Origin of the sequence: Caldicellulosiruptor sp. F32, from assembly GCF_000404025.1 — a bacterium.
In the GTDB taxonomy this organism is placed as follows: Bacteria; Bacillota; Thermoanaerobacteria; order Caldicellulosiruptorales; family Caldicellulosiruptoraceae; genus Caldicellulosiruptor; species Caldicellulosiruptor saccharolyticus.
The window spans coordinates 1-22,967 of record NZ_APGP01000018.1 but is presented as its reverse complement, the minus strand read 5'-3'; the positions used below and the strand labels follow the sequence as shown (position 1 = coordinate 22,967).

Below are 22,967 nucleotides of genomic sequence, written 5' to 3'. Positions count from 1 at the left end.
AAAGTTAGAATATGGGATAACCATGGCAATGTTTCAGATTGGTCAAAAACGAATTATTTTGAAGTAGGAATTCTTGATAACAGTAAATGGATAGCTGATTGGATATCAACATATGATGATGACAACTGCGAAAGGTCACCATATTTTAGATATAGATTTGAGGTAAGAAAACCTCTAAAAAGAGCCATACTATATGCAACAGCACTCGGGTTATACGAAGCTTGGCTAAATAACAAAAGAGTAAGTGACTATTACTTTACACCAGGTTGGACATCTTATCATAAAAGAATTCAGTATCAGGCCTATGATGTTACTCAAGATATTAAAATAGGACAGAATGTGATAGGTGCAATTTTAGGAGCAGGCTGGTATAAAGGAACATTAGGGTGGGAAGGCAAGAAAAATATCTACGGAGATAGATTGGCTTTTTTGGCACAATTGCATCTTTATTATGCAGATGGAACTGAAGAGATAATTTCTACTGATGAAAAGTGGGAATATAAATTGGGACCAATTTTATTTTCTGAATTTTATGATGGTGAGATTTATGATGCACGTCTGGAACTGCAAGAATGGATGAATCCAGCACTTTATGATAAAGACTGGAAAAAGGCTAAAGTTATAGAATACAGAAAAGATATATTAGTAGCTCAGGAGAATATTCCAGCAAGAAAAATGGAAGTAATCAAGCCAGTAGCTATTATTACAACTCCCAAGAGAGAAACTGTTATAGATTTTGGACAGAATATGGTGGGTTTTGTTAGATTTAAAGTTAAAGGAAATGCTGGAGATAGAGTTGTGCTAAAACATGCAGAGGTATTAGACAAAGAGGGAAATTTTTACACTGATAATCTCAGAAAAGCAAAGCAAACTATTGAATATATTTTAAAAGGCGATTATGAAGAGATATTTGAGCCTCACTTTACTTACCAAGGTTTTAGATATGTAAAAGTTGAAGAATATCCAGGAAAGGTTGATATAAACAATTTTGAAGGGATTGTGATCTATTCAGGGATGGAAACAACAGGAGAATTTGAATGTTCAGATGATCTTGTAAATAGACTTCAAAAGAATATAGTATGGAGTCAGAAAGGAAATTTTGTTGATGTTCCAACAGATTGTCCACAAAGAGACGAAAGACTTGGGTGGACAGGAGATGCTCAGGTGTTTATTAAAACAGCTTGCTTTAATATGGATGTTGCACTTTTCTTCACCAAGTGGTTGCATGATTTGGCAGCAGACCAGTTTGAAAATGGTGGTGTGCCTTTTGTAATTCCAAATATTTTCTTTTCCAAAACTCAATCATTCGGAGATGAACATTCTTCTTCAGCTTGGGGTGATGCCGCAACAATCTGCCCATGGACTATTTACCAGTATTATGCAGACAAAAGGCTTCTTGAGCAGCAATATCAAAGTATGAAAAAGTGGGTTGAATATATTAGAAAACAGGGAGACAATGAATATTTGTGGAATACTGGCTTTCACTTTGGCGATTGGGTTGCATTAGATACTATAGAAGGTAGTTATATTGGTGCCACACCAAAGGATTTGATTGCTACTGCATTTTATGCATATTCAACATGGATATTGAGTCAAACAGCTAAGGTTTTGGGCTATGTTGAAGATGTTGAGGAGTATACAAAACTATATCACAACATTGTAACAGAGTTTAGGAAAGAATTTGTAACACCAAATGGAAGACTTGCTGCACATACACAAACTGCTCACGTTTTGGCTTTAATGTTTGATTTGCTTGAAAAGAAAGACGTTGAAAAGAATGTTGAAATGCTAATTGAACTACTAAAAGAAATAGATATTACGGATGCAAGCAAGGTAGATTATGCACTGACAACTGGGTTTGTAGGCACTCCATATTTGTGTCATGTATTGACAAAGTATGGACGAAGTGATATTGCATTAAAGCTTTTGCTTAGAAAGAAATATCCATCTTGGTTATATCAAGTATTAAAAGGTGCGACAACTATATGGGAACATTGGGACGGAATAAAAGAAGATGGAACATTTTGGGATGCGAATATGAATTCGTTTAATCACTATGCTTATGGTTCAATTGGTGATTGGATGTATAGTGTTTTAGGTGGACTAAATATCTTAGAACCTGGATTTAAGAAATTTTTAATTAAACCTTATTTTGAGTATTTTAATTACGTTAAGTTAAAATATAAATCTATGTACGGTGATATTTTTGTTAGGTGGGAAAAACAAGTTAATAGTATAAAACTTGAGTTAATTGTTCCTGCAAACACAGAGGCAATTGTGGAACTTGAAAAGATTGATACTGATACTTTTAAAATATTGAGTCAAGAAAATTCAGGCTCCGAAACAGGGATAAAAGATATTACAATAAATGAAAATATTATTAAGATATCAATTGGTTCAGGTAACTACAAATTTGAATTTAAGAAAATATGAGGAATGTAAATGGAGCGGTTTTGAGCCGCCCTATTTTTAAAATTTACTTTATTATAATGTTGATACTGGGAGTGATTATGTCCTATGCTTGCATTAGAGAGGCAACAAAAGATATTGTCGTTGTTATTTTCCAAAAAAAGTGTAAAGGTTAGTAAACTTAGTGAAATATTTAATGTGTCACCAGAGACAGTAATGAATGATTTAAAGAAATTTGAGAAAGAAGGCATAATAATAAAAGCATATGGTGGGGCAGTTTTGAAAGAGGGATTTGAAAAGAAATTCAATCATTTTGAGGAAGAAGTTAAGGACCAGTTTTTAACAGAAGCAGAAAGGTTGGCAAGTGCGATAGTAAGGGAAATCGAAGAAGGTAGCGTAATTGTTCTTGACAACAGTGAAGTTTCTTTAGAAATAGCAAAGAAGATAAAGGAAAAGGGAATAGGAATAACTGTTATAACGAATTATGTAAAGGTTGTAAATGAACTAATGGATGAAAAGAATGTTGAGCTAATTTGTGTAGGTGGAAAGCTTGACAGGAAAACAGGTTCATATATTGGGATGTTAGCACAGGAATTTGTAAAAGGTTTGAGAGCAGACAAAGCAATTATTAGCTGCACAGGTTTTAGCTTAGAAAAAGGTGTAACAGAGGACGATGAGATTGTGGCAAGTACAAAAAAGACCTTGGCAAAGGTTGCAAGTGAAGTTGTATTAGCTGTTATGGAAACAAATTTCAAGAAAAACGGTACTATAAAGTGTATTGATATTGATAGCATAAGTTTTGTGTTTTCAACAGTAACTTTACCAAAAGAAATTGAAAAGTATCTTTGGTATAAAGACATAAAGATAAAATATTGTTAACATTGAGTAGATGTTCTTAGTTTTTTAATATTGTAAAAGCTTCAATATAAGCTAATGTATGTAATATGCAAAAAAATAAAATTCTGAAAAAAGCACAATTTATAATATAATATGTTTTTTGTATTTTTATTACAGAGGACATTGAAATATATTTTGAAAAAAGTAAATAAATATATCATTAGAAAATAATAAAAACGATAAATTTGATATACATTATTAAAACAATGTTGAAAGATAAGACAAAATTAACAAAAAGCATAAGGAGGAACTGGAGAGACAATGAATGAAAAGAAGTTAAAAACAACAAAAATTTAAACACATACAAGGAATACTTAGAATTTACCGTCATAAGTAGTAATGTAGTAAAAAAATTTAGGTTCTTATTTTGTCAAATCTAGTCCTTCCGTGTTTTAGATTTTTAAAACTAAAAAGTAAAGCCATATTTAAATACAAAATTCTGTTAATCCTTAGTTCATAAAGTATCGCTTTACTCCAACAACTCCAATATTTCCTCTTTTGAAAATTTTCCTATAAAAGATTGACTTGCTTCGATTAAGCTATCAAATAGGTCTTTCTTTTTCTGTTGTAGAACAAGTATTTTCTCTTCTATTGAATTTTTGGTTATAATCTTAAATGACTGAACAACATTTTTCTGGCCCAGCCTGTGTGCTCTTGCTGTTGCCTGGTTTTCAACTGCCGGGTTCCACCATGCATCAAAGTGAATAACAACGTCTGCCCCAGTAATATTGAGTCCAAATCCACCAGCTTTTAGCGAAAGCAAAAAGACATTTCTCTCTCCACTGTTGAACCTGTTCACCATTTCAACTCTGTCTTCAGCCTTTGTTGTACCGTCTAAATAAAAGTATAAAATCTTTTCCTTGTCAAGCATTTTTTTGATAATAGATAGCATTGAAGTCCACTGAGAATATATAATTACTCTGTGCCCACTTTCTAAGCTGTCTTGTAAAATTTCTTTCAGTGCTTCCATCTTACCAGAGCTTCCTTTGTAATCTTCAAATACAAGCTTTGGATGACAGCAGATCTGTCTTAGTCTTGTTAATAAGGAAAATATTTTTATTTGACTTTTTTCAAACCCAGCTGAATCTATTTCTTTTTCAATCTCTTTTTTGGCTGAAACTAAAAATTGCTTGTAGATTTTTTCCTGTTCAGGGCTCATTGCAACTTGAACAGTTGTTTCTATTAGCTCAGGAAGTTCATTTAATACATCTTGTTTTACTCTTCTTAAAACAAACGGTTTTATCAGCTTTTTCAATTTTTCCAACACATCATTGTTTCCGCTATAAATTGGCACCGCAAAGCGTTCAACAAATTTCTCTGCGCCTCCTAAATATCCAGGAAGTATAAAATCAAAGATTGACCACAGTTCTATGAGATTATTTTCGATTGGTGTACCTGTCAGGGCAAATTTAGCATCTGCACAGATTTCTTTTACAGCCAGCTTTATTTGTGAGTGAGGATTTTTTATGTACTGTGCTTCATCTAAGATACAAACACTAAAATCGATGTCTTTATAAAGTTCTATATCTTTTCTCAAAAGTGCATATGATGTAATTACAATATCATATTCTGGTATTTTTTCTATTGCTTTTTTGCGCTTTGCAGGTGTTGAGTCAATAATTAAAGTTTTCAGACCTGGTGCGAATTTTTCAATCTCTTGTTTCCAGTTATAAATAAGTGATGTTGGCACAATGGCTAATACCGGCTTTTTAATTTTTTGCTTATTTGCAAGAATAAAGCCAAGTACCTGTAGAGTTTTTCCAAGCCCCATATCATCAGCTAAAATTCCACCAAGTTCATTTTCAAATAGAGAAGATAACCATTTTATTCCAAGTTTCTGATAATCTCTTAACACACCTTGAAGCTCAACCGGGATTTCAATATCAATTTCACTAATATTTTCTATCTTTTCAATAATATTTTTTATACTTTCAACTCCATTTGCCTGAATTCCGCTTTCATCTAAAAGTTTTGTTACAGCCACTGCTTCTTGTAAAGAAAGCTCAGCTTTTTCTTTTATAACCTGGTCTATGTCAGATGCAGAATCTATAAATGAAACTAATTTTTTCATATTTGGACTATCTAAAATCAAAATTGAACCATCTTTGAGTTTGTAATACTTTTTCTTTTTCTTTATTGCATCAAGAATATTTTTAAGCTCTGAACTCTCAAGCTCATCACTTTCAAGCCAGAAGTCAATTGAATGTTTAGAATATTTTAAGCAGGGGATAATTTTTACATCTTTTTTAATTTTAAGCTTTTTAAAATCTTCTGAATAATAAACGTCAGTTATCTTTTGGATTTGCGAAACACCTTCTGCTAAGAATTCCATGAATATATCGGGGTCAAGACATTCATAATAAAATTCTTGGTCAGATTTTATCTCATTAAACCCATAAGCAAACAAAATACTTTGAATTTCAAACAAACTAAAATAATCAAATAATGGAACTTTCTTGGTTTTTGAAATTGTATCAAATATTTCATTCATTCCACTGATTCTTGCAACAAACCTTTCATTCTCAAATTCCAAATATAATTTGGGTTTAATAATATAATCTTCTAAAATAAATTTTTTGAGGTCAGGGTCAATTTCTAATTCAAAGTGCTGGTCTAAAAATAGATAATATTTATTCATAAAGTCACAAAAGTCTTCTTTATTAAGGGTAAAAAATTTAATGTATTCAACTTTAAAAAAATTAAATACTCTATTTGCTTCAGCCATTTTTTTAATTATTGAAGAAAATATCTTTTGCTCTGGTGTAAGCTTGTAAAGAGTACCATCTGAAACAAAATAACTTCCGTCGCTATATAAAAATTTTCTGTTAGCAATATCTATTAAATCACTATAAAGTCTTACCTGATTGTCCTCAAGTTTTAATAAAATCTTTGGTTTTACCTTAGTGCAAAGATCAACTTTTACTTTATGAGCATCATAATAATTTGCTACAAAGTAATCAAAAGATATAAAAATTTCTTCATTGTCAAGGATTTCAATTATTTCATTTGCAATTTTGACAGGTAAGTAAATAGTATTTCTTTCTGTTTCTAAATCTAAAAAGTTCAGATACTTCAACAGTACATCCAAAAATTTTTTGTCTTTTTCACCAAAAAAATGATAAGTAGGATTGTACACAAAATTCTTTCCAAACTGAAATGGTTGTTTTTGCTCATACGCTTTTAAAAATTCTGGTATATATGAAACAACATAGTCTCTTTTCAAATCTAAGGTTTTTATTTTTAATTTTAAAGTTACTAAATCGTTAGTAGAAGATCCGAAATATTTTTCTAAAAATATATTAGGAGACTTTACAGACAAATTATCAAGTGAAAACTTAATATAATTTTCTTCAAAATTGTTTGCAAAAAATTGATAAATCCGGGAATTTTGTCTTCTTTCCTTCTCAATAGCCTCATTTAATTTTTGTTCTAACATTTGAAGCAAAGATTCTTGCATTTTATTTAGACTATTGAGAATATATTTACCATCAGCAAAGCTTTTTAGTACAGCAATTATATGCCGACAAAAATCATCAAATTGAATTAAATCTTCTATATCAATATCTTCTTCCGATTCTAAATCAATATTTTCCAAACTGCATGTACACGCAGCACTTATAATTATATTTTCAATTTTTATATTACCAAAAAAATCCTGAGTCATATATGAAGGCAAGTCAAAATCAACAAAAACCCAATATTCATTTTTGCCATCATCTACTTTGCCGTATATTGCATTTTGTTCTTGGTCATATTGAATATCTTCTTTTTGTATTTTTCGAGCAAGAGATATTCCTTTTTCAAAAGCTTTTCTGTTTTTTGCAAGTTGAGCAAGTTGATTGTCTGTTAAAAACTGCACAATAGTCTGATAGCTAAGCTCCATTGACATTGTCTTTCACATCCTTTTGATAAGGTATAGTTCTGCGCAGGAATTTTTGTTCATATTGATTTTATCAAAAAATGAACTTTATTCAATAATCTAAAAATTATTAGAAATGCTCAATTCTCTTATCCAAAACAAAAAACCTCATCCCTTAAATTTTCAAGGAAAGAAGCTTAAAGACTAGATTAATCGCCGATTGTTGCTCGAATAATCTCAAGCTTTTTCTCAATCATATCAGGTATTGGCAAATTGTATGGGCATCTTGTTACGCAAACTCCACATTTAATGCAATTTTTTGCTTTTTGATATGCATCATAAAACCAGCCAGACTTTAGAGTATTAAAAGGCAATCTTTTCATTGCAGAATCTGCATGGAGTATTACCCAAATAGGAATTTGTTGAGGGCATGGTTGACAATAATTGCATCTTCTGCAAAATTCTTTACCAAGCTCTTTTCGTATCCTTTCTATTTCTTTCATTTCATCGTCAGTCAAAGCACTGAGATTCATAGCAACATTAACATTTTCATCCAATTCCTTAATGGTTTCTATTCCAGGGTCAGGTACGACAAATTCTTTTTGCAAGACGTATTTTAAAGATAGAGCAGCGTTTGGAATAACACCGCCACCAACTGGCTTCATTGCAATTATTCCAATATCTTTTTGGAGTGCTAATGGGAAAACTTTGTCTTCTACATCTGTTTCTATTATATTATAGCAAAGTTGGATCACATCAAATTTATCTGTATTTATTAACTTTTCAAGAATTTCTGTACTGTGGCTTGAAGCGCCGATAAATCTAATAAGTCCTTTTTCCTTTGCCTCAACCAGTCCCCAGTAAGCTCCATCTTCAGCAAAAACCCTATTGAATGTATCTATATCATTAACACCATGTAACTGATAAATGTCAATTTGTTCAACACCAAGATTTTTAAGGCTTATTTCAATATCCTTCAAAATTCCTTCTTTTGTTCTATTTTGTGATTTAGATGCTAAGTATACTTTTTTGTTAATTCCTTTCAAAGCCTTACCAATTTTTATTTCACTATCAGTATAACCTCTTGCAGTGTCAATCAAATTAATTCCAAGTTCAATTGCTCTTCTGATTAATCTTATAGCAGACTCCTCATCGATTCTTTGTATTGGTATTCCACCAAATGCTATTGGGAAAACCTCAATATTTGTCCTACCAAGCCTTCTGTATTTCATATTTTTATACCTCCCTTATTAAGCTATCATTTTCATCAATTAACTGCACAGAACACAAATGATAATAAAGTCCTTTTTTAGCAAAAAGCTCTTCATGTGTGCCCATTTCCACAATTTCGCCATCTTTCAAAACTATAATCTTATCTGCCTTTTTTACAGTAGATAACCTGTGAGCAATAATTAAAATTGTCCTTGTACCTGCTAAGTTGTTTATGGCTTCTTGAATTTCTTTTTCTGTTTCTGTATCAACAGAAGAAGTTGCTTCATCTAAGATTAATATCGGTGCATTTTTCAAGACAGCTCTTGCAATTGCCAAACGCTGTTTTTGGCCTCCAGAGAGCTTTACTCCTCTTTCGCCAATTACCGTATTGTAACCCTGAGGAAGATTTTGGATAAAGTCGTGAGCACAGGCAATTTTTGCTGCTTGAATTATTTCATCCATGGTAGCATCCTCTTTTCCGTATGCAATGTTTTGAGCAACTGTTCCATTGAACAAGAAGACATCTTGCATTACCATACTGATATTGTCGTGTAGGGACTTCAATGTGACATCCCTTATATCGATATCATCAATCTTGATTGTACCTGAGTCTGGGTCATAAAAGCGATTTAAAAGATACATAATTGTTGTCTTTCCAACACCTGTTGGGCCAACAAATGCAACCATTTGTCCTGGCAGAATCTCAAATGATATATTTTTTAAAACCTGAACTTCAGGATTGTAAGAAAAAGAAACATTTTCGAATGTGATTTTACCTTGGACGTTTTTAAGTTTCTGCGCATTCTCTTTTTCTTTTATCTCAGACTCTGTCTGAAGAATCTCAAAAACTCTCTCAGCGCCTGCCAAAGCTTGCTGAACGTTTTCAATAACTTGAGATAGCTGAGTCACCGGTTGATAGAACATGCTAAGATACAAAATAAATCCAACGATATCTTGCACAGGCACTTTTCCCATCAAGGACATAAGTCCACCAACAGAAACTACTATCACTGTTCCAACAGAGCTTAGAAAACTTACAGTTGGATGAAATACTGCTGAGAGCTTGAGAGCACTCAAAAGCGCGTTAATGTGCCTATAAATTTTTTCTTTTATTTTTAAAAGCTCTTTTTCCTGCTTGTTAAAGATTTGTATTTCACGGATACCTGAGAGATTATCTTGCAAATCAGCATTTAAATCTGCTAAGGCTTTTTGAGCTTCTCTGAAATTTGGCAAAATCTTTTTGGCAAAGACTGTACCGCTTAAAACCAGAAACGGTATGGGAATTAAAGATAGCGCAGCAAGAACAGGGTTTATGATAAAAAGGATACACGCAACACCGAGTATTATAAGAGAATTTGTAAACAGGTCTGGAACAGCATGAGCAATCAAAACTTCAAAATTTGCAGTATCATTTACAACTCTTGACATAAGCTGCCCTGTTTGTTTGTCTACGAAATATCCGAAAGAAAGTTGCTGGAGCTTACTATAAACCAAAGTTCTCACATGTGCAACTAAATTCCATGCTGCATAATGTGAAAGATAACTATTTAAAAACTGAAATACAATCCTTAAAATGTAAGATAAAATCAATATAAGAGAGATATTGATTATCATTCTCTTTGCATTTGGGTACTTGCTAATATTTGTAATTATTCCTGTCAAATCCCTCACAAGCCACGGACCAAGAAGGTTTAATGCTGTGATAGCAAGCATGGAGATACCAGAGATAATAAGATATTTCCAGTATGGTCTTGCCATCTTCACAAGCCTTATCAAATATTCCATTTAATCATCTCCTTGAAAAACTTACTCAATGATTTCAAAAAGTCCGAATCCCTGAGAGTTTTTTGAGCCAAGTCCGCAGTAATATGCAACTTCCATTATTATTGGGTCAGTTTCAATTGTATAAAAACCAAGCCAGCCTTTTATGGGCGTCTTTTTAAAAAGCATGGGTTTAAAGTGTGATTTTTCTTCAACCTTCAGTGGTTTTAAATCAAATCTAAAACTTTTTTCGTCAAAGTCTTTTATTAAAAGCTTGCATTTTTTCATCAGGTTTTGGGAAATAAGATTATAAAACTCATCCTCAAAAGGAGTAAAAAAGTGCTTGTATTCTGAATTTTCATTTCTGATTGTTTTGTATGCACACATAGGAGATAACATTTTTATTTTATGGAAACTTGAAAATTTTGGTCTTTTGAGCATGTTTGCAGATGTCACATATAGTATATTATCTTTTAGATAGATTTGGTCTTTTTTTAAAAGTCCGGTTGAAAACTTTACGACAAAATCCTCAACAGGTGATGACACTGTAAGTGAAACCTTTTTGTCAAATATTATTTTTTTATTTAAGCCTTCTCCGACAATCTTAAATGGTCCTTCTAAGCGAGAAAATGAAAAGAGTTTAAAGTTTTTCAAATCAACCTCATAACCTTTGTCATGTAAAAATGTTGCATAGATTTTGTCGTCAATAGTATTGTATATCATGGACTGAACAAAGTAGTTGTAATGAATAGGAAGTTCAATTGGGTTTTGGGATTCAAAGTCTACTTTTATTCGCATGGTTTTCTCCCTTTCCTTAAAATGAAGTTTTGTTTTCCATAGAGATATTTTATCAGGAAAATTAAGAATTTGCACAGCTGCTTTTAAAAAAACATATCAAGATTTTAATGTTTATTTAATTTTTTTAAGTGAATATAGCAAAACATTTTTCATTAATGATATTATAAATTTTGAAAATACAAGCTTAAAAAAAGGAGGCCAAAAAGATGCCAATCACCTTTAACCCCCAAACAGGCATGTTTTTCATAGAAGCAAAGAATACAAGCTATGTAATAAAGCTTTTCAAAGGAAAGTTTTTATCCCATGTTTACTGGGGCAAAAAGATTAGAGAGTTTGGGTGGACAGATTTTGATGTGACAGGAGGAAGAGCATTTGGTGCAACACCTGACCCAAATGACAAGACATATTCATTTGATACAATGCTTTTAGAATACCCTGCATATGGCAATTCAGATTTCAGACATCCTGCCTATCAAGTTCAGCAGGAAGACGGTTCTCGTATCACAAACCTTGTTTATAAAACACACAGAATCTATGATGGAAAGCCAAAACTTGAAGGTCTTCCGGCAACATATGTTGAGTCACCTGACGAGGCCCAGACACTGGAGATAGAGCTTTATGATGATTTGATTGGTTTGAAAGTTACATTGATATATACAGCTTTCAGAGATTTTGATGCAATAACAAGGAGTGTAAGGTTTGAGAACTTAGGAAAACAAAAACTCAAAATCCTTCGTGCAATGAGTGCATGTGTTGACTTTCCAGAAGGGGATTTTGAACTTTTGCATCTTTGGGGTTCATGGGCAAGAGAAAGATACATCGAGAGAACTCCACTTATTCACGGAACTCAGGTAATTGAAAGTGCAAGAGGCGAAAGCTCACATCAGCACAATCCATTTATAGCGCTTTTGTCAAAGGATGCAACTGAAAAACATGGCGATGTGTATGGCTTTTCGCTTGTGTATAGTGGAAACTTTGCTGCAATTGTTGAAAAAGACCAGTACAATATGCTTAGGGTTACAATGGGTATAAATCCTTTTGAATTTACATGGGTACTAAAACCGGGCGAAAGTTTCCAAACACCGGAGGTTGTGATGGTCTATTCACAAGAGGGCTTGGGAGGGATGTCTCGCACATACCATAAGCTTTACAGGAAAAGACTTTGCAGAGGGGTATATAGAGATAAGAGAAGACCAATTCTGATAAACAGCTGGGAAGCTACATATTTCAATTTCGATGAAGAAAAGCTTCTTTCTTTAGCAAAAGAGGCAAAAGATCTTGGGATTGAGCTATTTGTACTTGATGATGGATGGTTTGGCAAAAGAGATGATGACACAAGCTCGCTTGGAGACTGGTTTGTTGACAGAAGAAAGCTTCCAAATGGCTTAGATGGTCTTGGCAAAAAGCTAAATGAAATGGGGCTCAAATTTGGGCTTTGGTTTGAACCTGAGATGGTCTCGCCAGACAGTGAGCTTTACAGAAAACACCCTGACTGGTGCATACAGGTGCGAGGAAGGACTTTAACGCAGTGCAGGAACCAGTATGTTCTGGACATTACAAGAGAAGATGTTAGAAAAGAGATTTTGAGAATGATGAAGGAGATTCTAAAAGCAGCTCCAATTGAATATATCAAGTGGGACATGAACAGGCCATTAACAGAGATGGGTTCGCTTGAGCTTCCACCTGAGAGACAAAAAGAGGTCTTCCACAGATATGTTCTGGGACTTTATCAGATGATGGAAGAGCTGACAACAGAATTTCCCAACATCCTTTTTGAAGGATGTTCTGGCGGTGGAGGAAGGTTTGACCCTGGGATTTTGTATTACATGCCTCAAATTTGGACGAGTGATGACACAGATGCAATAGAGAGGCTTAAAATCCAGTTTGGAACAAGCATAGTATATCCAGCGTCTACGATGGGTGCTCATGTATCAATTGTGCCAAACCATCAGGTTGGTAGGATAACACCAATGAAGACAAGAGGAATTGTAGCGCTTTCAGGTTGTTTTGGGTATGAACTTGATTTGACAAAGCTATCTTGTGAGGACAAAGAAGAGATTAAAAGACAAATTGAGCTTTACAAGAGAATATGGCATATAGTGTTTGAAGGTGATTTGTACAGATTAATTTCTCCATTTGAGGGAAATAGCGCTGCATGGATGTATGTGACAGAGGACAAAAAAGAGGCAGTTGTATTCTATGTTGAAATTTTAAGGCAGCCAAACCCACCAATCAAAAGGTTAAAATTAGATGGTCTTGACCCCAGCAAGAGCTATTTAATTGAAGGTGAGCAAAAAACAAGGTTTGGCGATGAGCTTATGAACATAGGACTTATGATTCCTCAGATGTGGGGAGACTTTAATTCTCATATGTGGATTTTAAAAGCAGTTGATTAGATTTAAATTTGGTAGTATAATTGTAAAAAAGCAGGAAAGTGTGGTTCTATGATAAGGAAACTTTCAAATGCTGATTTTAAAACTCTTATGGATTTTGTCCGAAAGGAAAAAGAGTGGAATATATTTATAATTGGCGATATCTTGAGTTTTGGTTTTGACTCACCGGTTGTTGAGGTTTGGGGAGAATTTGACGTTATCTCTGGGAATTTAAAAGCAGTTCTTCTTCGCTATCGCAGAGATTTGATTTTCTATTCAGATTCTGACAGCTGGGACATTGACTCATTTTGCAATATTATACTTACAACAAGGTGCAAAGTTTTTTCTGGCAAAAAGGATGTTATTATGCCGTTTTTGAAAGCACTGAATGTGCTTAATAAAAGAGAGCAGCTTTTTATGAAGCTTGACAGCAGTGTAGATAAGAATAAATTAGAACTTTCTCAGGAAGAATTTGAAAAGGTCAGGGTAATAAATAAGGACAATTTAGAAGAAAACCTTGACAAGCTTGAACTGATAGTATACCTATATCAGTCTATAGAAGAATTTTTAAATCCCTCAACGTTTGAACAGCTAAGACAGGATGTTTTGATGGGAAGAAGCAGGATATATTATATAGAAGAAGATGGGATGGTTGTATCATCTGCACGAACGAGTGCGGAAATTGCAGACATGGCAATGGTTTTAAGTGTTTGCACAATGCACGAGTATCGTTCAAGAGGATATGCTACTATGTGCATGAAAAGACTTTGCAGTGATTTGATAAAAGAGGGCAAATCGCTTTGTTTGTTTTGTGATAACCCTAAAGCTGCTAATATATACAGAAAGATTGGCTTTCAGCAGATTGGTACATGGGTAACATTGGGATTGTAAAGTATCTGTTTTAGTCAATCTTAACCACCTGTGAATAGGCAGGTGGTTCTTATTTTTTTAAATTTTTGGTTGTAGTTGTATAGATTTAGTGATATAATATAACAAAATAAAAATGGTGAGCAAACTATGAAAAAATTTGTTCTCTTTTCAGTAGTTTTTTTAAGCTTAATCTTAGCTCCCATCTTATTTACAATTTTTTCGTTTAGTCTTTTATTTTCACAAGACAGCGGTGTAAAAGAATTCGAAGAAAATTTTAACATAAGACTTCCAAGAGGTACAGTTTCAGAAAAAATATATGACGATTATGGTGGTTTTCACAATGATGGTATGAAACTTTACAAATTTGTTTTTACTCCTGAAGGTAAGAAAAGTTTTGTTTCATACATCGAAAAACAAGAAAGCTGGAAAAAGCTCCCTTTAAGTCAAGCATATCAAGCACTAATATATGGCGGAGAAATTAAAGATTTTTCTGGTAATGTTACAGGATTTGGAGGCTTTGCAAAAGAAGTTGGTCTTCCTAAAATTTCTTCGGGATATTGGAAAGCAATTGGTGACAAGTCGGTTATCACTGCAAGGTTTATAGATTATGAAAACCTCGATACTAAAACTCTTATCAACCTTAATTCATATGATTTTTATTTGGCAATCTACGATGCAGAAAAAGGAATACTTTATATGTTCAGCATTAATACTTAAAAAGAACTTTCTTTATATGAAAGACAGAAACAATGTATAGAAAGTTTTCAGAGCAAAAAATTGATTGGATATTAATTACTTTCTATTTGAGCAACTTCTCAGGAAAGTTTGTAGGACAAGATTTTTCTTTTGCTTATAAATGGAATAAACAACTTTTGTTTATTTTATGTATCGTTGGTGATATTTTTTTCAACAACCTCTTTATGCAAAATTAATATTGACTTAGCTATAAAATCTGCTACTACAATTGAACAATTCTATTTTTTATATGAGAGTTGCTAAATATAAGTCTTATTTTTTGTCTTAATGGAGGTTAAAAATGAAAGATTATAGACTCATGCTGTTAGGAATTGCAATTATTCTATTTGGAATTGCTTACGAAGTAACGTTAATTGGTCATGCTCCAGAGGAATTTTTGCGATTTATAGTAAAAACATTTAAATTTATAGGCATTATTGTTACAGTAATTGGTTATTTTGAAGCAGAAAAAAAATAATCGAGCAGATAGTTACTTTATTTTTATAAAATTTTGATTGTAGCCTCAGGAATTTAATGATATAATGTAATAAAGTGAAAAAAATGGAGGTCAAAATTTTGAGTAATAAAAATGTTACCTATGTTTTGGTTGCTTTAATTATAGGGATTTCTTTTACAATCTCTTCTTACTTTTTATCAAACGGCCTTATAAATTTAAGGGCAGAAAGAAAGGTCATTACAGTAACAGGCTCTGCAAAAAAACAGCTTCGCTCTGACCTTGTCAAGTGGACAGGGATGTATTCTGTGCAGGCAAAAGATTTAAAAGAAGCTTACAAACTTTTAGAAGAAAGTCAGAAGAAGGTGAAAGATTATTTCCTCTCTAAAGGACTTTCTGAAAAGGACTTGATTTTTTCTTCAATTTCAACTCAAACAATATACGAGATGCTTCCAAATGGAATATATTCAACAAAAGTTGATAGCTACAAGCTTTCGCAAAGCATTCAGATTACATCAAAAGATGTAGACAAGATTACAGATCTTTCTCGAAAGTCGACAGAGCTTATAAACTCCGGTGTTCAGTTTGAGTCTATGCCACCTCAGTATTATTATACAAAGCTTGCAGATTTGAAAATCCAGATGCTTTCTTTAGCGACAGAAGATGCTGTAAGAAGAGCAAAACAGATTGCAAAGAGTACAGGAAGTAGCGTTGAAAGATTAAAATCTGCTTCTATGGGTGTTTTCCAGATAACTCCGCTTTATTCAACTGAAGTTAGTGACTATGGAATAAATGATACAACATCAATAGATAAAGAAATAACTGCAGTTGTGAACTGTGAGTTTATAATAAAATAAGTGGCAAAAAGCCCCTTCCAGTTTCCTAGGAAAGTTGGAAGGGGTTTTTAATATTCAAACTCAATCCCAAACGGCTTTAATGCTCTTGGCAAAATCCCGTGAACATATGCAATCATTAGACCATAGTTTGTTATTGGCACACCCTGTTTTTTAGCAAGTTCTATTCTATAGAGCATCTCTCTTCGTGTTATCATGCACCCACCACAGTGGATTATAAGCTTGTACTTTGTAAGGTCTTTTGGATAATTGTAGCCTGATACCCACTCAAAGTTTATATCAAATCCAGCTATCTGGCGAAGCCATCTTGGAATTTTAACAGTTCCAATATCATCTGATTGCCTGTGGTGTGTACATGCCTCAGCAATCAAAACTGTATCCCCAGGTTTTAAATCTTTAATTTTCCTGACTCCTTCAACAAACTCCACCAAATCCCCTTTGTATCTTGCAAACAAAATTGAAAAAGATGTAAGAGGAACATCAGGTGGTGTGTCTGCGTCAACCTTTAAAAAAGCTTGCGAGTCGGTGATTACAATTGCAGGTTTTTTACCAAGATTTTCGATAGTTTCTTTAAGCTCGTATTCCTTTGTCACAATTGCAATTGCATCAGAATCCAGAATATCTCTTATTGTCTGCTGCTGAGGCAAAATAAGTCTTCCTTTTGGGGCTGCCTTGTCAATCGGCACAACTAAAACTACAAAGTCACCGGGGTTTATCAAATCTCCTACTATTCGCAAATCCTCTCCAACATCTGGTGCAAGCTTTGAAAGTGAACTTTTTAGCTCATCAATTCCTTTTAAAGTAGCACATGACACAGCTAAAAATGGCATTCCCAAGCTTGTTTGCAAAAAAGAAAGTTTTTCTTTATAATTTGGGTCTTTGTCAATCTTATTCAAAACACCAATTCTTGGCACTTTTTTCTCATCAAATAGTTTTACAAGCTGCTTTTCATACGTCAAATCATCAATGTCAGATACCACTAAAATAGCAATATCTGTTTTGTTCAAAACCTCCAGTGTCTTTTCAACCCTGAGCTTGCCAAGGATTCCTTCATCGTCAATTCCTGCTGTGTCAATCAAAACAACAGGCCCGAGCGGCAAAATCTCCATTGATTTATAGACAGGGTCGGTAGTAGTTCCTGGCATGTCAGACACAATCGCAATTGGCTGGTTTGTTATAGCATTGATTAAACTTGACTTGCCTGCGTTTCTCTTGCCAAATATAGCTATGTGAAGCCTTTCACTGCGCGGTGTTGTGTTCATCTTAAAGTCAGTCCTTTCCATAATATTTCATTCTTTAAACTTTATAAACTCAAAAGGATTCAAAAGTTCTTGTGCTTCTTTTTCATCCATAATACTTAGCTCTTTGACAACATCAATTATTTGCTTGTTCTCAATAATTGCCTTTTTTGCAATTTCTGCCGCCTTGTCGTATCCAATCTTGTCTATTAAGCTTGCTGCAATAGCAGGAGTCTTTTTTGCATACTCTAAACATTTTTCTTTGTTTACTGTTATACCATCTATACACTGCTGCCTGAAAATTTTAATACCATTTTTGAGAATTTTAAGACTTTCAAGAAGATTGTTTGCTATCAGAGGTAAAAAAGCATTCAGCTCAAGCTGACCAGCCTGCGCTGCTAAAGTTATTGCAAAGTCGTTTGCCATCACCTGAAAAGCTATTGTGTTTATAAGTTCAGGGATTACGGGGTTTACCTTTCCTGGCATAATGCTTGAACCTGCCTGAACAGCTGGCAGGTTTATCTCATTAAAGCCCGTGTTTGGGCCAGAGGAAAGAAGACGAAGGTCATTTGCAATCTTTGAGAGATTTACTGCCAAGGCTTTCAAAAGCCCAGAGCATTCAACAAAAACGTCTGCGTTCTGTGTTGCGTCCATAAGATAGTCTGAACGAGCCAAGCCGATTTTGGTTAAAGTTCTTAATATTTCTATCACCTTGAAAATGTATTTCAAAGGTGCGTTTACTCCTGTGCCAACAGCAGTTGCACCAAGATTGACCACTCTGAGCCGCTCTTCAACCTTGTATAGTCTCCATCTGTCGCGTGAGATGGCTTGGGCATATGCACCAAACTCCTGACCAAGTGTTACTGGCAGGGCATCCTGCAGCTGAGTTCTTCCTGCTTTTATTACATCTTCAAATTCATGTTCTTTTTTCTGAAGGCTTTTTTGAAGCTCTGCTATTTCCTCTGAAAGCTCTCTTACATTCCATATAGTGGCAATTCGCAGGGCTGTAGGGTATACATCATTTGTTGACTGTGACATATTGACATGGTTGATTGGATGAATTATGTCATACTCACCCGGTTTTCTTCCAATGTGAATTAAGGCTACGTTTGCAATAACTTCGTTTACATTCATATTTGTAGATGTTCCCGCACCGCCCTGGAATCTGTCTACAATGAACTGGTCATCATATTTTCCAGCCAGAATTTCGTCACATGCAAAGACAATAGCATCTTTGATTTTTTCATCCAAAAGACCAACTTCATAATTTGCAATTGCACACGCTTTTTTGACCATGACAAGCGCTTTTATTAAATCTTTGTCAACGCTCTTTCCAGAAACATTGAAATTAGCAAAAGCGCGTTTTGTGTGAATTCCATAAAGCTCAAGGTCAGAAAGCTCAATACTACCCAAAAAATCCTTTTCTATCCTTCCCATAGCGCGGTTTATCTCCTTTTAAAAGCAACCAAGATTGTTTTATTTTTATCAATTATTATACCACACAAACAAAAAAGCTGCCGAAGAAGTTTTGCCTTCGGCAGCATACCAAGTAATGATATTTAACTTGTAATAACACTTGACTTACAATTTAGAACAAATCAAGATCTTCCCACTCCTTTTTCATAAGACTGTGGTATCTATCTTTGAAAAACTTCTCATGTTCCTCTTCCCACTTGGCAAGATGTAGAAGCAAACCTTTTACATTGCCATCTTCAACTTTTTCAGCAGCGTGTTTATAAAATGCTGCAAAATCGCTTTCAATCAGGTATGCAAGCCTTAAAATTGTAAGGTCTGAAAAGTCAGTATCCAAAATTTTGGAGTTATCAACTAATATATGCGGGTCTACCATTTTGTTCTGGTCATCTACAACCCATGAAATTGAAATTGGTGGTTCTTGGCTGCCCAGACTTTTTAGAATATTCTCAAGATACTTATAATGTTCTTGCTCAATCTTTACAAACTCTTCAAAAAGTTTCTTTAGATTTTCATCCTGCAGGCTATTTGCGTAGAAAGAATAAAAGTCTTGCGCATTTTTCTCCATCTTCATTCCAAACTTCAATATGTTCTCAATCTTTTTGCTCATCATAAGGTCTCTCCTTTTAATAAGATTTTTTTCTCAAAGATATTTATACCCAAAAGCTTGTATTAAAAACTTAAAATAAATCATATCGAAAAATATAAATGATTCAAAAGGCTATTTTCTGTTCCTATCCTATAGGCCTTTTTAAATTCTTTATCTTCTTTATTTGACAGGCTAATATTATAATTTAATAGAATACCTTAATTCTCTCAAATTTACCCCTGCAATATTAATTATTCTTACTTTATTATCACTTCTAAACCCATACCTTTCATAAAAATTCAAAGCTCTCGTATTGCCTTCTAAAACCCAAAGGTGACAGTAATCAAAATTTTGCTTTTTCAATCTATTTAAAGCAAAATTCATTAATTCATAACCTTGCCTGGTTGACCAATATGCTGGTAAAACATATATAGATATGATCTCTCCATATCCAGCTTCTCCATCACGCGATTTGCCAAAACAAACACATCCAGTATCAGTTTCTCCATTATTTATTATCGCCGCTTCATGCAATTTATTAGATAACGCATCGGTAAATGGCTTGATCCACTTATCTTCCGAAATCCCATTTAGATATTCTTGCGGTATCAAACCTTTATAAGCTTCTTTCCACGTTAAAGCGTGTATTCTACTCATAATAGCTACATCTTCAATTTTAGCTAACCTTATATAACTCAATTATTCTCCCCCCATTATTCAAGTATTTATATCTGCTATTCATAATTTAAGCAGAAACCTTTTTTACATTGTATTTTGTTCACAATCTGATATAAGTACTGTTCTACTTCTGCACCGCATGGCACATACAATTAAATAAACTTCAGAAAGCCGAAAACACCAAAGAACTTTTAGCAAAGACAAAAACCAATTTTTATTTTTTCTGCACATAATTTTTTGCTGCTACATAAAAAGTTTTTCCTTTAATGTTTCTTTCTTCTGTACTTTTGGATAACTTAACCTATAGATGCCATGGCAATATAGAATGCTATAAAGTTGTACTTTGTGCTTTTATAGTTTTTAGTCCCTTAGAACTTAGTAAATCACCCCTCGACTCTTTGATATATTTGAAAATAGAATAGGAAGAACAAAGTTGTTGAATTAGAAGGTAAAAGTTTTAGACGATGAAATCACCTCTCAAGTTAATTATTTACTTTAATATTAGTAAAAAAAGAAAAAAGCAATAGTCGGATTATACAAAATTATGGCTCTGATATTGTTAATATTGTTAGAGAAAAGTATCGGAGAAGGATAGTGATGAAGGAAGATAAAGCAAAAGGCTATCCGATCAAACTTTTGGATAGCCTTTGAGGTTATTTATGATTTATTTCAAATTAAAGACTATTCAATAATTCCATTTTGTCTTGCCCATTTATCAAGTTGTTCTGCTATTTCTTGTTTCTTTTGTTCTAATATCTTTTGGTATTCTTCTCGTTCTTTTTCTATCTGCTCTTCTGTTATGTTATTTTGCTTTGCTATTTCTTTACCTTCAGGAGTTAAAAAGAGCAAACTCTTTTTAAAATCTGGATCAATCATATAAATATCTTTTCTTGCTTTATGTTCAATAGCTATTGTTCGAAATTCTTTCCAAATATTTTGCCAATCATAAGGTTTTTTGATTAACTCTCTGAGGAATTTTTCGTAATAGTAAATAGCAACTTTATCAATTTTATATTGAGCATACTCTTCAATATTATATAAGTTGTTTTGATTTTCCTTTAAATATTCTTCGTAACTTTTTTTATATGTTTGCTTTGTTTCGTAATCAAGATATGCATACCTATCCTTCATACTAAGACAGTAAGACATTATAAGTCTGTAAAGATTCTTGGGTTTCTTGTCTAAAAAGTATTTTTCAAAATCAATAGGTGAAATTTCGGAAGGTATTTTATAATTTATCATAAAATTGTCTGATTTTAGAAGAATATCAAAATCTTTTTTAAGGTTTTCATCTACAATTTGAGTTTGTTCACCATTACTATCTTTATTTTTTTCAATATCTGCATACGCAATATTTGAATTATTCAAAGAAATATTTTTATTGTTTGAAAAATAAAATTTTGCGCTTGCAATTGACAACGAAAGTAAAAATACTAATAGCAGAAATATTAATGTTCTATTTTTTCTGTTCATTATTATCACCCTTTCAATCTCAGTAAGATTTTAGTTATTGCTTACTTTGTAAAGAATAACCCAATTCGCCTTTGAAAGTCCATTAAGATACGAATATAGGCTAACATTGTACTTATTTTCTGAATGCTGAGCAACTAATACATCATAGATACCATTTGCACTAGTTTTATCATGAACGATCTGAGAATGATAAGAAGCATCACGACCATAAGTAGAACTATAAGCGTTTATATGCTGAACTATATCGCCTTCTTTTAAGAAATCATAAACTTCAGTTTTGAAGTTTTCAAGAGCATACCAAACAGGCAAAATTTTAATCTGGTAAGAACGTTTTCTACCATATCCATTAGAGTTACCCCAGTGTCTTCTGAATTCTTCAGCACCAGTCCAAGAAGTTGATCTATTTGTTGATGTGTTGTAGAACCAGTAATCTGTATTAGATTCTATACCTGATGTTGCTGATTTAATCATAGGCATAGAACCAGCATAAAGAACCTGTGATGCGAAGTTTGTGCAATCCCCGCCGTAATTTGAGAAATCAGCGTATGCTGGGTTTGGGTTTTCTGCATATTTCAGAGCATAACTTCTTGCAGCGCTTCTATTGTAGTTAGTATTTGTAGAGTTTGAGTTAGTATAGTTAGATTTTAAAACTTGTAAACTATAATAATTTGAACCGGAATGACCGTAAGAGCTTGAGACTAAAATATAATAGTAGCCACTGCTTGGAACAGAGTAGCTAATAAATTCGTTTTTGCCAGTTGGGTTGGTTGAAGAAGTAATCAGCTGTTGTGAAGAATTATAAAGATAGATGTTGTAGTTTACATTCGGATGAGCGTTTATAAAATTAATAGCAACAGAATCACCAGAGTTAAAGTATATTTTAAAATAATCTTTATCTTGAGAAGGATTGGTAGATTGATAAATAGTACCATATATTAAGTCACCACAGGAAATACTGTTAGCAGTAGAGAAAGAGTTATTGTTTTCTGATTCATAAATAACAGCAGCAGATGCAAAATCATTGTACCATAGAATTAGTAAAAAAGCAATAAAAGGAGTTAGAATTTTGACAAAGAATTTATGGGAAAATTTTTTCATAAGTAAATCACCCCTCGACTCTTTGGTATATTTGAAAATAGAATAAGAAGAATAAAGTTGTTGAATTAGAAGGCAAAAGTTTTAGATAATGAAATCACCACTTAAGTTAATTATTTACTTTAATATTAGCAAAAAAAAGCAAAAAACAATTAGCATTTTAAATAAAGTTTTAGATGAAGACAAAAAGAAATTTTGTG

At 33.2% G+C, this 22,967-nt stretch carries 17 protein-coding genes; 7 read left to right on the top strand and 10 right to left on the bottom strand.

Going from position 1 to position 22,967, the window contains the following annotated elements:
• Positions 1–9 precede the first annotated feature (9 nt).
• Together H964_RS01525 and H964_RS01520 are read left to right on the top strand one after the other, a co-directional pair.
• Positions 10–2,433, top strand: a complete 2,424-nt coding sequence (locus tag H964_RS01525) for an alpha-L-rhamnosidase (RefSeq protein ID WP_307189052.1) — start codon at positions 10–12, stop codon at positions 2,431–2,433.
• A gap of 84 nt (positions 2,434–2,517) precedes the next feature.
• Positions 2,518–3,288 carry a DeoR/GlpR family DNA-binding transcription regulator gene (locus H964_RS01520; RefSeq protein ID WP_011916664.1) on the top strand — a complete coding sequence of 257 codons (771 nt, stop codon included), beginning with the start codon at positions 2,518–2,520 and terminating at the stop codon, positions 3,286–3,288.
• A gap of 487 nt (positions 3,289–3,775) precedes the next feature.
• Here the strand turns inward: H964_RS01520 and H964_RS01515 are convergent, their stop codons facing one another.
• The 4 genes from H964_RS01515 to cas6 form a co-directional block, all read right to left on the bottom strand.
• Positions 3,776–7,195: an SNF2-related protein gene (locus H964_RS01515; RefSeq protein ID WP_039764151.1), complete on the bottom strand. Its 3,420-nt coding sequence runs from the start codon at positions 7,193–7,195 to the stop codon at positions 3,776–3,778.
• 179 nt (positions 7,196–7,374) lie between these two features.
• On the bottom strand, positions 7,375–8,397 hold the full coding sequence (locus tag H964_RS01510; RefSeq protein ID WP_011916667.1) for an aldo/keto reductase: 1,023 nt from the start codon (positions 8,395–8,397) through the stop codon (positions 7,375–7,377).
• Between the two features lie 4 nt (positions 8,398–8,401).
• Complete coding sequence (locus H964_RS01505; protein ID WP_039764146.1) at positions 8,402–10,162, bottom strand: ABC transporter ATP-binding protein; 1,761 nt, start codon at positions 10,160–10,162, stop codon at positions 8,402–8,404.
• 21 nt (positions 10,163–10,183) lie between these two features.
• Positions 10,184–10,936, bottom strand: coding sequence for a CRISPR-associated endoribonuclease Cas6 (gene cas6 / locus H964_RS01500; RefSeq protein ID WP_039764144.1), 753 nt, complete (start codon positions 10,934–10,936; stop codon positions 10,184–10,186).
• A gap of 206 nt (positions 10,937–11,142) precedes the next feature.
• On the opposite strand from cas6, the gene H964_RS01495 reads away from it, so the two are divergent.
• The 5 genes from H964_RS01495 (at position 11,143) to H964_RS01475 (ending at position 16,224) form a co-directional block, all read left to right on the top strand.
• Complete coding sequence (locus tag H964_RS01495; RefSeq protein ID WP_039764141.1) at positions 11,143–13,332, top strand: alpha-galactosidase; 2,190 nt, start codon at positions 11,143–11,145, stop codon at positions 13,330–13,332.
• A gap of 48 nt (positions 13,333–13,380) precedes the next feature.
• Positions 13,381–14,199, top strand: a complete 819-nt coding sequence (locus H964_RS01490; protein ID WP_039764139.1) for a GNAT family N-acetyltransferase — start codon at positions 13,381–13,383, stop codon at positions 14,197–14,199.
• A gap of 126 nt (positions 14,200–14,325) precedes the next feature.
• On the top strand, positions 14,326–14,895 hold the full coding sequence (locus H964_RS01485; RefSeq protein ID WP_039764137.1) for a hypothetical protein: 570 nt from the start codon (positions 14,326–14,328) through the stop codon (positions 14,893–14,895).
• A gap of 319 nt (positions 14,896–15,214) precedes the next feature.
• Positions 15,215–15,391 carry a hypothetical protein gene (locus H964_RS12570; RefSeq protein ID WP_193353808.1) on the top strand — a complete coding sequence of 59 codons (177 nt, stop codon included), beginning with the start codon at positions 15,215–15,217 and terminating at the stop codon, positions 15,389–15,391.
• 98 nt (positions 15,392–15,489) lie between these two features.
• Entirely contained in the window at positions 15,490–16,224 is a 735-nt protein-coding gene (locus H964_RS01475) for an SIMPL domain-containing protein (protein WP_039764133.1), read from the top strand.
• Positions 16,225–16,271: 47 nt separating this feature from the next.
• On the opposite strand, the gene hydF is transcribed toward H964_RS01475, so the two are convergent.
• The 6 genes from hydF to H964_RS01445 form a co-directional block, all read right to left on the bottom strand.
• Positions 16,272–17,483 (bottom strand): [FeFe] hydrogenase H-cluster maturation GTPase HydF, encoded by a 1,212-nt coding sequence (hydF, locus tag H964_RS01470; protein WP_039764175.1) that lies wholly within the window; start codon positions 17,481–17,483, stop codon positions 16,272–16,274.
• Positions 17,484–17,510: 27 nt separating this feature from the next.
• On the bottom strand, positions 17,511–18,896 hold the full coding sequence (locus tag H964_RS01465; RefSeq protein ID WP_039764130.1) for an aspartate ammonia-lyase: 1,386 nt from the start codon (positions 18,894–18,896) through the stop codon (positions 17,511–17,513).
• Between the two features lie 151 nt (positions 18,897–19,047).
• Positions 19,048–19,542, bottom strand: coding sequence for a ferritin-like domain-containing protein (locus tag H964_RS01460; RefSeq protein WP_039764128.1), 495 nt, complete (start codon positions 19,540–19,542; stop codon positions 19,048–19,050).
• A gap of 177 nt (positions 19,543–19,719) precedes the next feature.
• Positions 19,720–20,220: a GNAT family N-acetyltransferase gene (locus H964_RS01455; protein WP_039764127.1), complete on the bottom strand. Its 501-nt coding sequence runs from the start codon at positions 20,218–20,220 to the stop codon at positions 19,720–19,722.
• A gap of 660 nt (positions 20,221–20,880) precedes the next feature.
• On the bottom strand, positions 20,881–21,672 hold the full coding sequence (locus H964_RS01450; protein WP_039764126.1) for a hypothetical protein: 792 nt from the start codon (positions 21,670–21,672) through the stop codon (positions 20,881–20,883).
• A gap of 30 nt (positions 21,673–21,702) precedes the next feature.
• The gene (locus H964_RS01445; RefSeq protein WP_039764124.1) at positions 21,703–22,770 is read right to left on the bottom strand and encodes an amidase domain-containing protein; all 1,068 of its coding nucleotides are present in this window, start codon (positions 22,768–22,770) and stop codon (positions 21,703–21,705) included.
• Positions 22,771–22,967: the final 197 nt, after the last annotated feature.

Bases quoted from the DNA above. Each gene is read 5' to 3' on its own strand.
- cas6 (WP_039764144.1), bottom strand. From the start codon at position 10,936: ATGCGAATAAAAGTAGACTTTGAATCCCAAAACCCAATTGAACTTCCT.
- H964_RS01465 (WP_039764130.1), bottom strand. From the start codon at position 18,896: ATGGGAAGGATAGAAAAGGATTTTTTGGGTAGTATTGAGCTTTCTGAC.
- hydF (WP_039764175.1), bottom strand. From the start codon at position 17,483: ATGAACACAACACCGCGCAGTGAAAGGCTTCACATAGCTATATTTGGC.
- H964_RS01485 (WP_039764137.1), top strand. From the start codon at position 14,326: ATGAAAAAATTTGTTCTCTTTTCAGTAGTTTTTTTAAGCTTAATCTTA.
- H964_RS01490 (WP_039764139.1), top strand. From the start codon at position 13,381: ATGATAAGGAAACTTTCAAATGCTGATTTTAAAACTCTTATGGATTTT.
- H964_RS01520 (WP_011916664.1), top strand. From the start codon at position 2,518: ATGCTTGCATTAGAGAGGCAACAAAAGATATTGTCGTTGTTATTTTCC.
- H964_RS01510 (WP_011916667.1), bottom strand. From the start codon at position 8,397: ATGAAATACAGAAGGCTTGGTAGGACAAATATTGAGGTTTTCCCAATA.
- H964_RS01515 (WP_039764151.1), bottom strand. From the start codon at position 7,195: ATGTCAATGGAGCTTAGCTATCAGACTATTGTGCAGTTTTTAACAGAC.
- H964_RS01445 (WP_039764124.1), bottom strand. From the start codon at position 22,770: ATGAAAAAATTTTCCCATAAATTCTTTGTCAAAATTCTAACTCCTTTT.
- H964_RS01450 (WP_039764126.1), bottom strand. From the start codon at position 21,672: ATGAACAGAAAAAATAGAACATTAATATTTCTGCTATTAGTATTTTTA.
- H964_RS01495 (WP_039764141.1), top strand. From the start codon at position 11,143: ATGCCAATCACCTTTAACCCCCAAACAGGCATGTTTTTCATAGAAGCA.
- H964_RS12570 (WP_193353808.1), top strand. From the start codon at position 15,215: ATGAAAGATTATAGACTCATGCTGTTAGGAATTGCAATTATTCTATTT.
- H964_RS01460 (WP_039764128.1), bottom strand. From the start codon at position 19,542: ATGAGCAAAAAGATTGAGAACATATTGAAGTTTGGAATGAAGATGGAG.
- H964_RS01505 (WP_039764146.1), bottom strand. From the start codon at position 10,162: ATGGAATATTTGATAAGGCTTGTGAAGATGGCAAGACCATACTGGAAA.